The organism is Sorangium sp. So ce381, from assembly GCF_051473845.1.
Classification (GTDB): domain Bacteria; phylum Myxococcota_A; class Polyangia; order Polyangiales; family Polyangiaceae; genus Sorangium; species Sorangium atrum.
The window spans coordinates 4,307,254-4,319,946 of sequence record NZ_CP150336.1; the positions used below are offsets into that span (position 1 = coordinate 4,307,254).

Sequence of the window (12,693 nt, forward strand, 5' to 3'; positions counted from 1 at the left end):
TGCCTTTAGCGCGCCTTGACGCTCCGCGACGTGGCGATGCGCGCGAGCAGGTTGAGGAGGAAGACGATGATGATCAGCACGAGGGCGCCGGTCCACGCCTCCTGCTGCCACTTCGGGTAGGGCGATGTGGCGTTCCGCCAGATCTGCACCGGCAGTGAGGCGATGGGGCGGTCGATGGCGAAGCTCCAATACGATGAGCCGAGCGCGGTGAGGAGCACTGGCGCGGTCTCGCCGGCGATGCGGGCCACGGCGAGCATCACGCCGGTGCCGATCCCGGGCGAGGCCGTCCGGAGCACGACGAGGAGGCTCGTGCGCCACTCCGGCACGCCGAGGGCGAGCGACGCCTCGCGGAGGTGGGCGGGCACCAGCTTGAGCAGCTCCTCCGTCGTGCGGGTCACCGTCGGGAGCATCACGATCGCGAGCGCGATGCCGCCGGCGAGCGCCGAGAAGCGCTTCATCGTGACCACGACGAGGGCGTAGACGAACACGCCGATGGTGATCGAGGGGACGCCGCCGAGCACGTCGGCGATGAACCGGATGGCGGCCGCGAGCTTGCCGCGCCCGATCTCGGCCAGGTAGATGCCGGCGAGGATGCCCGTCGGAAGCCCGATGCTGCAGCCGATGGCGACGAGGATGAGCGTGCCGACGACCGCGTTGCCCATGCCGCTCCGCTCGTCGCCGACGGGCTTCGGCAGCTGGGTGAAGAAGTCGAGGGACAGCCCGCTAAGGCCCTTGCTGACGACGTAGATGAAGATCAGGAACAGCGGGACCAGGACGACGACGGCGCTCGAGACGCAGAGCCCTTCGAAGAAGTAGCTGCGCGCGCGGCGCAGCGTCTCGCCGGGCGCGGGCTCGAGCAGCGTGCGCTTGGGGGCGCTCGTGGGGCTCGCCACGGGGACAGGGGTGTCGCTGTTCATGCGCGCTTCTCCAGCTTGCTCTTGGTCGAGCTCACGAGCCACCGGGCGAAGAGGTTGAGGAGGAGGGCGACCCCGAAGAGGAGCAGCGCGATCTTGGACAGCGCCGACACGTACATATCGCTCGTCGCCTCGACGAACTCGTTGGCGATGACGCTCGCCATCGAATAGCCGGGGTGGAAGATCGACGCGCTCACCTTCGGGACGTTGCCGATCATCATCGTGACGGCCATCGTCTCGCCGAGCGCCCGGTTCAGCCCGAGGATGATGGCCCCGATGATGCCTGAGCGCGCCGACGGGAGGACCGCGTAGCGGATCGTGTCCCACGCGCACGCGCCGAGGCCGACCGCGGCCTCGCGGTGCAGCTGGGGCACCGCCTGCATCACCTCGCGCGACACCGACGTGATCGTGGGGACGATCATGATGGCGAGGATGACGCCCGCGGCGAACATGCCGAAGCCGAGCGGCGGGCCCTCGAAGAGGGGGATGTAGCCGAAGTACTTGATGATGACCGGCTCGACGGTGTCCCGGAGCCAGGGGCGGAGCACGGCGATGCCCCAGAAGCCGTAGACGACGCTCGGGATCGCCGCGAGGAGCTCGACCATGAACCCGAGCGGCTTGCGGATCCGGTGGGGCGCCAGATCCGACAGGAAGATCGCGAGGCCGAGCGAGACGGGGACGGCGAGCACGATGGCGATCAGCGACGTGACGACCGTGCCGTAGACGAACGGGAGCGCGCCGAACTCCTCACGCGCAGGGTCCCACACGCGCCCGGTGAGGAACCCCAGCCCGAACTTGTCGATGGCGAGCCGCGATGAGCGGATGAGCTCCAGCACCATCAGCGCTGGCACCGCGAGCACCGTCAGGCCGAACATCGTCAGGATGGCGCGGAACGCTCGATCTGCTCCGCGCGTGCCATGTGGCGCGTCGCTCTGTGGCGCGGACGAGGCGGCTTGTTGCATCGGGACTTCTACGGTGCTCATGGACCTATCCTGCGCTCCTGCGCGCACGCCAGCCGCGCGCGGCGGAGCGCCGTTCGCACGGCTGAGGCGCATTCCTGGGGGTTATGGGGCGAGCAGGGGCTTGCCGTCAGGGCCGACCAGCGCGGCGAGCTTCTTGTCGACCTTCTCGACGACAGCCGCGGGCAGCGGGGCGTAATGGAGGTCGTTCGTGAACTTCTGGCCGTCTTGCATCGCCCACTTGACGAAGTTGGCGAGCACCTTGCCCTTCGCGAGGTCCTTCTGCTCCTGGTACACGAGGAGGTACGTGAAGCCGGCGATGGGGTATGCGTCCTCGCCCTCGGCGTCCACGAGCGAGATCCGGAGGTCTTCCGGCATCTTGGCTGCGGCGCCGGCGCCTGCGGCGGTCGTGCTCTCCAGCGACGGGGTGATGAACTTCCCGCTCTTGTTCTTGAGCGAGGCGAACGTGAGCTTGTTCTGCATCGCGTACGCGAGCTCGATGTAGCCGATCGAGGCGGGCGTGCTCGTGATGAGCGCGGAGACACCGTCGTTGCCCTTGGCGCCGAGGCCGCCAGGCCAGTTCACGCTGGTCCCGGTCCCTGGGCCGCTCTTCCACTCCGGGCTGACCGCGCTCAGGTAGTCGACGAAGATCTTGGTCGTCCCGCTGCCATCCGAGCGGTGGACCGTCGCGATCTCCTTGTCGGGGAGCTTCACGTCCGGGTTCTCCTTCTGGAGCGCCGGATCGTTCCACTTCTTGATCTTGCCCAGGAAGATGTGCGCGGCCGCCTCCGGCGTGAGCTTCAGGCCAGACGGGACACCCTCGAGGTTGTAGGTCAGCACGACCGCGCCGAGGCAGGTCGGCAGGTGAAGGATGCCGGCGGCCTTCCCGAGCTGCTCCTCGTTCATCGGGGCATCGGAGGCGCCGAAATCGACGGTCCGCTCGGTGATCTGCCGGATCCCACCCCCGGAGCCGATGGACTGGTAGTTGATCTTGACCTTGGAGTTGGCCTTCTGGAACTCAGCGATCCACTTCGTATAAAGAGGGTACGGGAACGTCGCACCCGCGCCCGTCAAGGTGATGTCCCCGTCAGCGGTCGGCTGCGGCGCGGTGTCCTTCTTCGCGCCGGGGAGCGAGCCGGTTTCTTGGGGGGCATCAGAGCGACCGCACGCCGCGGTCAGGAGGAACATCGCCAGGGTGAGCAGAATTCGAGCCATGCACAGCAAGGCGTAATCGAGTTTTGTGACAGCTCCGTGACGGCAAGGTGGAACAGCGAGTACCGCGCTTTCCTGGCTTTGCGTGGTTCGCGTGGATCACTCGGCGCGCGCCAGGCGGACGGTGAACTGGGTGCCGCGGCCGATGGCGCTCTCGACCTCGATCGAGCCGTTCATCAGCTCGACCAGGTGCTTCACGATGGCGAGGCCGAGCCCGGTGCCGCCCAGATCGCGTGAGCGGCCGGCGTCGACTCGGTAGAACCGCTCGAAGATGCGGCCCAGGTGGTGGGGCGGAATACCGGGGCCGTCGTCGGCGACCGCGATCGTCACCTGGTGATCGACCGAGCGCGTCTTCACCGTGACGTGAGCTCCCTCGCCCGCGTACTTGATGGCGTTGTCGAGCAGGTTCATGAGCACCTGCTCGAGCGCGCGGCGGTCGCACCGAGCGGGCGGGAGCGCAGAGGCGTCGACGGTCAGCGTGACCCTGCGCCGGCGCGCCGCCTCCGCGAGCAGCTGCGTGACGTGCTCGATGGCGGGGGCGATGTCGAGCTCCGACAGCGCGAGGCGGAAGTTCTTCGCCTCGATCTTCGAGAGGTCGAGCAGATCGTCGACGAGGTGGCGGAGGCGCTTCGCGTGCCGATCGATCACGTCGACGAACTCGGCGGCCTCGTGGGGATCGTTCAGCGCGCCGAGCTGCAGCGTCTCGGCGGCGGTGCTGATCGCGGTGACCGGGGTGCGCAGCTCGTGGGACACGTTGGCGACGAAATCGGTCCGGATCGTCTCCAGCCGGCGGAGGTCGGTGACGTCATGGAACACCGCGATGAGCCCCGGCTCGGCGGACGCGCCGTCGTGATCCGCGCCCCACGCGGCGAGGGCCTCGCGCTCATCGTGCCCGAGCCGCGCCGGGCCCTTCCGGCGCGACACGCGCACGAGCAGCCGCCTCGGCAGCGTCCGCCCGAGCTCGACCTCGACGTCGACAGGCTCGTCCCGCTTGCCGGCGAGCTGGATCGCCTCGGTGAGCCGCGCATTGCGGATCGACTCGATGACCGATCGACCGAGCGCGTCCTCGCCGAGGGAGGCCATCGCGCGGAGCGCCCGGTTGGCGAGGAGGATCCTCCCGTCGCGATCGAGCACGAGGACGCCCTCGCTCATCCCGTCGAGGATGCCCGCGAGCAGGGCGCGCTCCGTCCGGACCTCGGCGGTGGAGCGGGAGAGCTCGCTCGAGAGGTGGTTCAGCGCGCGCGCCAGCTGGCGCAGCTCGCCCGAGCCGCGCAGCGGGGCGCGCGTCGACAGGTCGCCCTCGGACATCGCCTGCGCGAAGCGGGTCAGCCTCCGGATCGGGCGCGTGACGAAGAAGGCCGTGGCGGCGCCCACCGAGACGGCGACGACGATCACGGTGCCCATGCCGAGCAGCAGCGTGCGCCGTGACCGAAGCAGGGCGGCGTCGACGGCGGCGCGCGGGCTGTGCTCCGCCAGCAGCGCCGCTTCCATGTCGCGCGCGGCGAGGCGCTCGATCGGGACGCCAGCGACGAGGAGGGCGAGCACCGTCCCCGCCGCGAGCTTCGCTCCGACGCCCAGCCCCCTAAGCAAGCGCATGGGCCCCTAGGCGACCTCGGGCTCGGCGCGGAACCGGTAGCCGACGCCGCGCACGGTCTCGATGTAATCGCCCGCCGCGCCGAGCTTCTCGCGGACGCGCTTCACGTGGGTGTCGACGTTGCGCGCGGTCACGTCGACGTGCGAGCCCCACACCTCGTCGAGCAGGAGATCGCGCGACAGCACGCGCCCGCGGCGATCGTAGAGCATCATGAGCAGGCGGAACTCGAGGGCGGTCAGCGCGATCTCGGCCTCCTGAACCCAGGCCCGGTGCGCGGCGCGATCGACCCGCAGGATGCCGAAGTCGAACTTCTCCGGCGCCGACGCCGGGCTCTCCGAGCGCTTGAGGATCGCCCGGGCGCGCAGGATGAGCTCGCGCACGCTGAACGGCTTGACGACGTAGTCGTCGGCCCCGAGCTCGAAGCCGACGATCCGGTCGATCTCCTCGCCCTTGGCCGTGACCATGATGACGGGCACCGCCGATGTCTGTGGGTTCTGCTTGAGGCGGCGGCAGATCTCCGTGCCCGACATGTCCGGGAGCATCAGGTCGAGCAGGACGAGATCGAACCGCTCCTCCTTGACCGCGCGGAGCGCCGTCTCCCCGCTCCCAGCGGACACCACATCGAACCCTGCCTGACGGAAATTGTAGGTGAGGACGCGCTGCAGGTCGCGCTCGTCCTCCACGATGAGCACGTGGCTCGGCATGGCCGATGTATGTAGCAGCGCATTGTGACAGCTTGATGGCGATCGCGCGTGTCGCGCGTCGCCCTCGCGAGACGGAATTGCGACAAGGACGCGATGGCGCGCGAGCGCGAGGAGAGCGCGGAGAGCCGAGACGGACAACGGGCGGGCGGGATCGGACGTGGCCGATCCGCAACGTGGGGCGCGGCCGGGAGAGCAGCCTGGAGCGCTGTGGCGGGGCGGACAGCGATGACGGAAGCGCGACCGGCCGACGGGTCGTGCAGCGCGGCGGGCTGCGGACTCCCGGGACGGAATGCGTGACGCTTGCAACGCTCGGCGTTTTCGCCTAACTGGGCCGCCCATGGCCCTCGAGCGAACACTCTCAATCATCAAGCCTGATGCGATGGAAAAGAACACGGCCGGCGCGATCGTCGCCCGCCTCGAGCAGGAGGGCTTCACGGTCAAAGCGATGAAGCGCATCCACCTTACCCGCGCGGAGGCCGAGGGCTTCTACGCGGAGCACCAGGGGCGCGGCTTCTTCGACGAGCTCGTGACGTTCATGTCGCGCAGCCCCATCCTGGTGATGGCGCTCGAGCGCGAGGACGCGGTGGCGAAGTACCGCGAGGTCATCGGCGCGACGGATCCGGCCAAGGCAGCGGCAGGGACGATCCGCAAGCTCTACGGGGCGAACGTGGGCGAGAACGCGGTCCACGGGTCCGACAAGCCGGCGACCGCCGCGCGGGAGATCGCCTACTTCTTCGCGGGTTACGAGGTCGCGCCGAGCGCGACGGCCTGATGCTCGGCGAGCGGCTCGCGGCTGCGCTCGGCGCGGCGCGGGACGGCGCGGCAGGCATCGAGAGCTTCGCGCACCTGCTCGGCTCGCGCCGCGTCGGGCCGCGTGGGGTCGCGCTCGCGCTCCCGGAGGTATGCGAGGGGTGCGCGGCGCTCGTCGTTGCCCTCGACAGCCTGTCCGCGGCGGTCCGCGACGGCTTCGTCGAGACAGACGCCGCCGTGGCGGCCGACGCCGCGGCGGCCGACGCCGCCTGCGCGGTCCTCGGCCATGCGGGCGTCGAGGTCGCGCGCCTCACGGACGAGCTGTCCCGCGCCGCGGCCGGCGCCTCGCCGGCGCGCGGCCCTGGCCGCGGTCGCGGAGACCGCGGCGGCTCCGAGCGCGGCATCGACGCGCGGCAGCGCCTCGGGCTCGAGGCGTCGGTGCGCAGGACGGCCCGGGAGCTGAGCGGCGCGCTGCGCCTGTCCGAGCTCGTCATCGCGACCCTCGAGCTGCGCCCGACGCCGCTCGATCTCATCGACGTGCTCCGCAACTGGAGCGCCGCCCCGGCCGATGGGCGGCCCGTGGTCGGCATCTCGGTCGCCTCCTCCGACGGCCGAGCCAACGAGGTGGAGGGCGACGTCCGCGCCGTGAGCGGGCTCATGGAGCTCGCTGTCGGCATGGTCAGCGCCGCCGGTGTCGCGAGCCCGCACCTCACCGTGTCCCGCCTCTCGGACGGGCGCTCGGTGGTGCGCATCGCCGAGCGCGGCCCGCGCGAGGGGGCGCCGGCGGTCGCCCTCGACGTGGTGCTGCGCGACGGCGGCGAGCGGGCGGCCGCCGTGGCCCGCGTCGTCGCGCGCCGCGCGCGCATCGAGCTCGTCGAGGGGACGGGCGGTCGCGTCGTCACCATGACGTTCTGACCCCGGTGCCGGTGCTGGCTCGGCCGTGCTAAAGGCGGCGCCATGGCCACCGAAGAATCCATGAAGTCCCTTGTTGAGGCGGCGTTCCGCGACCGCGAGCTCCTGCGCTCGCCCGCGCACGAGGCCGCGGTCCTCCGCACGATCGAGTGCCTCGATCAAGGCCTGCTCCGCGTCGCCGAGCCCGACAAGACCGCGCAGGCGGGCGGCGAAGGCGCGGCGTCCACCGGCGAGGGCGCGCCGCACAGGTGGGTGACGCACGCGTGGATCAAGGAGGCGATCCTTCTCTACTTCTCGCTCCGCGGCATGAGCGTGATGGAGGCCGGCCCCTTCGAGTTCCACGACAAGATCCCGCTCAAGCGCGGCCTCGACAAGGCGGGCGTGCGCGTCGTCCCGCCGGGGACGGTGCGCTACGGCGCGTTCCTCGAGCAGGGCGCGATCGTCATGCCCGGCTACGTGAACATCGGCGCGTGGGTCGGCTCGGGGTCGATGGTCGACACCTGGGCGACGGTCGGCAGCTGCGCGCAGATCGGGCGAGGGGTGCACCTCGCCGGGGGCGTCGGCATCGGCGGGGTGCTCGAGCCGCCGGGGGCGCGGCCCGTGATCATCGAGGACGGCGTCTTCGTGGGCTCCCGCGTGATTGTGGTGGAGGGCGTCGTGGTCGAGGAAGAGGCGGTGCTCGGCGCCGGCGTGGTGCTCACCGCGTCGACGGCGATCCTCGACGTCACGGGGCCGGAGGTCGTCGAGCACCGCGGCCGGGTGCCTGCGCGCAGCGTGGTGATCCCGGGAACGCGGCCGAAGCGCTTCCCCGCAGGGGAGTTCTCGATCCCCTGCGCGCTCATCATCGGCAAGCGGAGCGAGGCGACGGACCGCAAGGTGTCGCTGAACGCGGCGCTGCGAGATTTCGCGGTGCCGGTGTGAGCGCGCGCGCCGACGCGGACGCGGCGGCCGCGGCCGATCTCGCGGACACGCTGCTCTGGCTGTGCTCCGTCCCGTCGCCCACGGGCGAAGAGCAGGAGCTGTGCTGCGCGGTGGCGGAGCGGCTCGGTCGGGCTCGGCTCGCCGCGCCGGTGCGCCGCCACGGCGACTCGCTCGTCGTGCAGGTGACGCAGGGCACGGGCGGCCCGAAGATCGCGCTGGCCGGGCACCTCGACGTGGTGCGCACCTCGCACGACGGGCCGCCGCGGATCGAGGGGGATCGCCTCTACGGCCCCGGCGCGAGCGACATGAAGTCGGGGCTCGCGCTGATGCTCGACCTCGCCGAGGGAGAGCGGGAGGCGATCGCGGGCGTCGATCTGACGCTCGTGTTCTACGCGCGGGAGGAGGGGCCGTACCTGGAGAACGAGCTCGCGCTGGTCATCGAGCGCGAGCCGGACCTCCGCGCGCTCGATCTCGCGGTGTGCCTCGAGCCGAGCGACAATCGGTTGAGCCTGGGCGCGAGCGGGTCGCTCCACGCTGGGCTGACGTTCCGCGGGCGGACGGCGCACAGCGCGCGGCCGTGGCAAGGGGAGAACGCCATCTACAAGGCAGGCCCGCTCCTGGTCGAGCTCGCTGCGCTTGCGCCGCGCGAGGTCGAGATCGACGGGTTCGTCTACCGCGCCGTCACCACGGCGACGATGGCGCAGGGCGGGCGCGGGCGGAACGTCGTGCCGGACGAGTTCACGATGAACCTGAACCACCGCTTCCCGCCTGGGACGTCGATCCAGGAGGCGCAGCGGACCATCGAGGCGCTCGTGGACGGCCGCGCCGAGATCGCCTGGCGCGATCTCAGCCCTTCGGCGCCGCCGCACGCGTCGCACCCGCTCGTCGTCGCGCTGCGCGAGGCGGGCGTCGCCGCGGTCGAGCCGAAGCAGGCGTGGACCGACGTGGCCCGCTTCGCGGAGCTCGGAGTGCCTGCGGTCAACTTCGGCCCTGGCGAGAACGCCCAGGCGCACCAGCGCAACGAGTGGTCGTCGCTTCAAAAGCTGTCGGAGGGTCGCGCGATCCTCCGCCGCTGGCTCTCGGCGCTCGGACCGGCCTGACGCCGCGCGCGCTCCGTGTCAGGGGGGAACCCGCCTGATCGCGCGCGGTGTTCGGGGCGCGCCCCGGCGACCCTCGTGTCCTTCAGGTGCCTGCGCGCACCGAGAGCCCGGCGGCGGGGATGGTGAAGAAGAACGTGCTCCCCTGGCCGGGCGAGCTCTCGACCCAGATCGTACCGCCGTGGGCCTCCACGATGCCCTTCGTGACGAACGCCGCGAGCCCCATCCCCTGTCCCATGGGCCTTCGAGGGGGCGCGTGGCGGGTGAAGAGCAGCGGTTGCTGATCCGGGGAGATGCCAGGTCCTGTATCGGAGATCGAGAATCGCGCGTCGGTGCCCGACGGCTCGGCGCGCACCGTGATGCGTCCGCCCTTCGGCGTGAAGCGCATGGCGTTGCCGAGCAGGGTGGCGATGACCTGGACGATGCGCTCGCGATCGCACGCGATGGGCGGCAGATCGTGCGGAAGCTCCTTGGCGATCTCGAGCGGCTTCAGCGCGACCGTGGGCGCCAGGAGCTCGATCGCCTTGTCGAGGATCGGCTCGACCTCGTGCGCGCCCTTGCCGACCTTCAGCGAGCCGCTCTCGATGCTCATGGCGTCGACAAGGTCCTGCGCGAGCTGGTTGATCTCGTCCGCCGCGCGGGTGATCGCCTCGAGCTGCCGCCTACCCGGGCCCTCTTGAGCGACGGATCGCATCAGCATGCGGGCGCTCACGACGATCACGCTCAGCGAGTTCCTGAGGTCGTGAGAGATGGTGGATACGGTCTCGCGCAGGAGGCGCTCCGCCGCCTCCGCGCGACGCTCGAGGAGCTGGCGCTGCTCCTCGATGATCCGCTCGCGCTTGGCCGCGTCGCCCCGTGGGGCGAGCCGCTCCGCGTCCGCCTTCGATCGCCTGGGCGCCCTGGCGCGCAGGGTCGCTGGTCCCGCGGATCGAGGCCCGCTCGCTGCAGCGGACGTCGAGCCTCTCTTCGGAGCGCGCAGGGGCGCCGCCGTTGTGCGCCCGCGGAGCGTGCGGCCGTGCGCTGCATCCGCGCCGTCCGCCGCGTTCTTCCCGGCTTTTTTTCTCGTCACCCCCGCCATTCTTGTCCCCTCGTGCCTCTCAAGCGCTCAGTTAGCCAGAAAGACCGCACCGAGAATAGTCAGGTGGTGCCGCAGTCAAGTCCTGGCAGCGCGGGAGCGCAGGTGCGCTATTCGCAGTCTCGCCGCGGTCTCGCCGCAGCGTCGCGGGGGGAACGCGCCTCGCGGATCTCGCGAGCTCGTGCGCGTGGTGTGGGTTTCGCTGGTTCCGTGGAGCGGGGATTCGCGGCGCGTCAGGGCGTGCTTTCCGGCTGCGATGACGCGCCGCCGCGCGACAGGAGGCGGCGAATCTCGAGCACGAGCGTGTCCGGCAGACACGGCTTCGTCAGGAAGGCGTCGCACCCCGCGTCCTTCGCCTCGCGCGAGTGCCCCGCGAGCGTGTGACCTGTGAGGGCGACGATGGGGATCCGCATGGTGCGAGGATCGCTCTTGAGGTGGCGCGTCGCCTCCCAGCCGTCGATCTCGGGGAGCGAGAGGTCCATCAGGATGAGGTCCGGGATCAGCTCGAAGGCGCGGTCGAGCGCCTCGCGCCCCGTCGCCGCCTCGGCCACGCGGAACCCGGAGAAAGACAAGTACTCCGCGAACATCTCCCGGTTGTCCTGGAAGTCGTCCACGACCAGGACGAGCGGCGAGACCGCGTTGTCATCAGACTTCACTTCCATCCCAGTGAACCTTTCCATTCCTCGGCGCACCGCGCCGCCCGATCGGTCGTAAGGGGCTCCGGCATCGCTCGGCCGGCCTCTCACGAAGGTCATGTAGGGGGGCGATCCGCTCGGGTCACGTCATGTTTGTATACCTGATGGCGGGCACAATGCCGGGCATTTCCCCTCCCGCGCAGGGGTTATCCTGCATTTGCCCTGAAGGGGTCTCAGGTTGCTCCTGATGCGGCCTAGGTAGGTCCGTAGGGTCGGCGGACGCCGACGATCTCGTGGAGCAAACGAGCGGCGCTGTCCCAGTCGACCGGCTTCACGAGGACGCCGTCGAACGCCGAGGCGTTGAGGGCGGCGCGGGCCTCGAGATCGCGCCGGCCGGTGCACGCGAAGATGGCGACGTGCTGGGTCGCCGGATCGGCGCGCAGCGCCTCGGCGACGACGAAGCCGTCGATGCCGGGCATCCTCAGGTCACACAGGATCACATCCGGCACGTCCTGCGTCGCGAGGAACACGCCACGCAACCCGCCGGTTGCCCGCTCCACCAGGAAGCCGTGCGCAGCGAGCGCCGCCTCCGCCATGACGAGGAAATCGGGATCATCATCGACGATGAGGACCCGGCGCCGCCGCTCGAGCACCTGGGTATCCTCATCTCCCTGCTCGTCGTGATGCTCGGTGAACTCACTGCGCTCTGCCTCGGACATGCTCCCCCGCTCGCGGCTCGGCTGACAGCGCTCCCCAGGTGCTCGGGCTTCGATGCGCGATGCGCGGAAGCATGACCATGGGACCATGGATGGAAGGAGAGCAACGGCCTCCCGCCGGCGTTTCTGGAAAGGCCCCCCCGCGCTGGTGGAGGCGGAACCTGAACCCCAGGTACACCTTGTGCCCAGGTCGCTTATCCGCAACCATCAACTGTCCAGCGCAGATGGGGGGCCTCTGCGCGGCTCACCCCCAGCGTCCGGCGACCGCTGTTTCGGGGCAGCCCCGACGACAGTTGGCTTGCTCGTCTGATGCTCGAGGTCCGCGCTGCTGCATATTCGGAGCAGGCGTTTATGTGGATGGATGACGAGTTCTTCGCGCGTGTGGGCCACGATCTTCGGGGTGAGCTGGCGACCATGCTGGCGGGGGTCCACTATCTCCTGCGTTACCAGAAGGACCTCGGGGCGGCGCCGCGGGACATGCTGGAGCGCGTGCGCGGCGCGGGCGAGCGGCTGAAGCGGCTCCTCGACGAGTTCGACAACTCCATCTGGCTCCGCGCGGACGCGAGCCGTCCCATGGCGATCGCCTCGTGCGATGCAGGCGAGCTCGCCCGCCGCGCGGCGGGGCACCTCGAGGAAGCGGCGACCGCGCGTGGCGTGCGCATCTCGTTCGATGCCGAGCCCGACGGGGGCGCCCCCGTGGAGGGGGATCCCGAGCTGCTCCGGGTGGCGATCGAGTATGTGCTCGGCTTCGCCATCCTGCGCTCGCGCGATCGCCCCGTGCAGATACGTGTCTCGATCGCTGGCGGTGAGGCCGTGGTGACCGTCATCGACGAGGCCGGCCCCGTCGCGCCGGAGCCGCTCGCTCGGCTGCTCGATCCGTTCGGCGAGCGGGCGGCGATCCCCGCCGACCCCGTCGCGCCGCGCCGTCGAGAGCGGCTGGGCCTCGGGCTCGCGATCGCGCGTGGCATCCTCGGCGCGCACGGGGGCGGGCTGACCGTGGAGCCGTCGTCCGAGCGCGCGGACGGCGGCTCGACGGAGCCGGCCTCGGGGCTCTCCCCGACGGGGCTGCGATTCTCGTGCTCTCTCGGCGGCGTTCGACGGGGCGCTCCCCCCGGCTCGCCCGAAACGAGGGGTCGCGGCGGCGCGGCGAGCGCGAGCGGCGATGGCGGATGAGGTCCTGCCCAGGGCTCGCAACGCGCGGATC

The 12,693-nt window shown here is 70.8% G+C and carries 13 protein-coding genes; 5 read left to right on the forward strand and 8 right to left on the reverse strand.

Annotated elements, in window-relative coordinates; translation table 11 throughout:
* Positions 1-5: 5 nt before the first annotated feature.
* The 5 genes from pstA to WMF29_RS16340 form a co-directional block, all read right to left on the reverse strand.
* Positions 6-917 carry a phosphate ABC transporter permease PstA gene (gene pstA / locus WMF29_RS16320; RefSeq protein WP_272098165.1) on the reverse strand — a complete coding sequence of 304 codons (912 nt, stop codon included), beginning with the start codon at positions 915-917 and terminating at the stop codon, positions 6-8.
* Positions 914-1,897, reverse strand: a complete 984-nt coding sequence (gene pstC, locus WMF29_RS16325; protein ID WP_272098166.1) for a phosphate ABC transporter permease subunit PstC — start codon at positions 1,895-1,897, stop codon at positions 914-916. The genes pstA and pstC overlap by 4 nt, the downstream gene beginning before the upstream one ends.
* Before the next feature lie 81 nt (positions 1,898-1,978).
* Positions 1,979-3,088, reverse strand: coding sequence for a phosphate ABC transporter substrate-binding protein PstS (pstS, locus tag WMF29_RS16330; RefSeq protein ID WP_437329711.1), 1,110 nt, complete (start codon positions 3,086-3,088; stop codon positions 1,979-1,981).
* Between the two features lie 96 nt (positions 3,089-3,184).
* The gene (locus tag WMF29_RS16335) at positions 3,185-4,681 is read right to left on the reverse strand and encodes an ATP-binding protein (RefSeq protein ID WP_437329712.1); all 1,497 of its coding nucleotides are present in this window, start codon (positions 4,679-4,681) and stop codon (positions 3,185-3,187) included.
* Positions 4,682-4,687: 6 nt separating this feature from the next.
* Positions 4,688-5,383 (reverse strand): response regulator, encoded by a 696-nt coding sequence (locus tag WMF29_RS16340; RefSeq protein WP_012235579.1) that lies wholly within the window; start codon positions 5,381-5,383, stop codon positions 4,688-4,690.
* A gap of 337 nt (positions 5,384-5,720) precedes the next feature.
* On the opposite strand from WMF29_RS16340, the gene ndk reads away from it, so the two are divergent.
* From ndk to dapE, 4 genes are read left to right on the forward strand one after another with little or no spacing between them, the layout of a single operon-like run.
* Positions 5,721-6,155, forward strand: coding sequence for a nucleoside-diphosphate kinase (gene ndk, locus WMF29_RS16345; protein ID WP_272098169.1), 435 nt, complete (start codon positions 5,721-5,723; stop codon positions 6,153-6,155).
* Positions 6,155-7,048 (forward strand): hypothetical protein, encoded by an 894-nt coding sequence (locus WMF29_RS16350; protein WP_437329713.1) that lies wholly within the window; start codon positions 6,155-6,157, stop codon positions 7,046-7,048. Before ndk ends, WMF29_RS16350 begins: the two co-directional genes overlap by 1 nt.
* 42 nt (positions 7,049-7,090) lie before the next feature.
* The gene (locus WMF29_RS16355) at positions 7,091-7,966 is read left to right on the forward strand and encodes a 2,3,4,5-tetrahydropyridine-2,6-dicarboxylate N-succinyltransferase (RefSeq protein WP_437329714.1); all 876 of its coding nucleotides are present in this window, start codon (positions 7,091-7,093) and stop codon (positions 7,964-7,966) included.
* Complete coding sequence (gene dapE, locus WMF29_RS16360; RefSeq protein ID WP_437329715.1) at positions 7,963-9,066, forward strand: succinyl-diaminopimelate desuccinylase; 1,104 nt, start codon at positions 7,963-7,965, stop codon at positions 9,064-9,066. Before WMF29_RS16355 ends, dapE begins: the two co-directional genes overlap by 4 nt.
* Before the next feature lie 82 nt (positions 9,067-9,148).
* Here the strand turns inward: dapE and WMF29_RS16365 are convergent, their stop codons facing one another.
* The 3 genes from WMF29_RS16365 to WMF29_RS16375 all read right to left on the reverse strand — a co-directional run bounded on the left by WMF29_RS16365 (position 9,149) and on the right by WMF29_RS16375 (position 11,492).
* Positions 9,149-10,141 carry a sensor histidine kinase gene (locus WMF29_RS16365; RefSeq protein WP_437329716.1) on the reverse strand — a complete coding sequence of 331 codons (993 nt, stop codon included), beginning with the start codon at positions 10,139-10,141 and terminating at the stop codon, positions 9,149-9,151.
* Between the two features lie 230 nt (positions 10,142-10,371).
* Entirely contained in the window at positions 10,372-10,800 is a 429-nt protein-coding gene (locus WMF29_RS16370) for a response regulator (RefSeq protein ID WP_437329717.1), read from the reverse strand.
* 227 nt (positions 10,801-11,027) lie between these two features.
* Positions 11,028-11,492, reverse strand: a complete 465-nt coding sequence (locus WMF29_RS16375; RefSeq protein WP_437329718.1) for a response regulator — start codon at positions 11,490-11,492, stop codon at positions 11,028-11,030.
* Positions 11,493-11,840: 348 nt separating this feature from the next.
* Here WMF29_RS16375 and WMF29_RS16380 point away from each other — a divergent pair, with 348 nt between their 5' ends.
* Positions 11,841-12,662 (forward strand): sensor histidine kinase, encoded by an 822-nt coding sequence (locus WMF29_RS16380; protein WP_437329719.1) that lies wholly within the window; start codon positions 11,841-11,843, stop codon positions 12,660-12,662.
* Positions 12,663-12,693 lie beyond the last annotated feature (31 nt).

Excerpts from the sequence above, each read along its gene's own strand:
- pstA (WP_272098165.1), bottom strand. The coding sequence starts at position 917 with ATGAACAGCGACACCCCTGTCCCCGTGGCGAGCCCCACGAGCGCCCCC.
- pstC (WP_272098166.1), bottom strand. The coding sequence starts at position 1,897 with ATGAGCACCGTAGAAGTCCCGATGCAACAAGCCGCCTCGTCCGCGCCA.
- pstS (WP_437329711.1), bottom strand. The coding sequence starts at position 3,088 with ATGGCTCGAATTCTGCTCACCCTGGCGATGTTCCTCCTGACCGCGGCG.
- WMF29_RS16335 (WP_437329712.1), bottom strand. The coding sequence starts at position 4,681 with ATGCGCTTGCTTAGGGGGCTGGGCGTCGGAGCGAAGCTCGCGGCGGGG.
- WMF29_RS16340 (WP_012235579.1), bottom strand. The coding sequence starts at position 5,383 with ATGCCGAGCCACGTGCTCATCGTGGAGGACGAGCGCGACCTGCAGCGC.
- ndk (WP_272098169.1), top strand. The coding sequence starts at position 5,721 with ATGGCCCTCGAGCGAACACTCTCAATCATCAAGCCTGATGCGATGGAA.
- WMF29_RS16350 (WP_437329713.1), top strand. The coding sequence starts at position 6,155 with ATGCTCGGCGAGCGGCTCGCGGCTGCGCTCGGCGCGGCGCGGGACGGC.
- WMF29_RS16355 (WP_437329714.1), top strand. The coding sequence starts at position 7,091 with ATGGCCACCGAAGAATCCATGAAGTCCCTTGTTGAGGCGGCGTTCCGC.
- WMF29_RS16365 (WP_437329716.1), bottom strand. The coding sequence starts at position 10,141 with ATGGCGGGGGTGACGAGAAAAAAAGCCGGGAAGAACGCGGCGGACGGC.
- WMF29_RS16370 (WP_437329717.1), bottom strand. The coding sequence starts at position 10,800 with ATGGAAGTGAAGTCTGATGACAACGCGGTCTCGCCGCTCGTCCTGGTC.
- WMF29_RS16375 (WP_437329718.1), bottom strand. The coding sequence starts at position 11,492 with ATGTCCGAGGCAGAGCGCAGTGAGTTCACCGAGCATCACGACGAGCAG.
- WMF29_RS16380 (WP_437329719.1), top strand. The coding sequence starts at position 11,841 with ATGTGGATGGATGACGAGTTCTTCGCGCGTGTGGGCCACGATCTTCGG.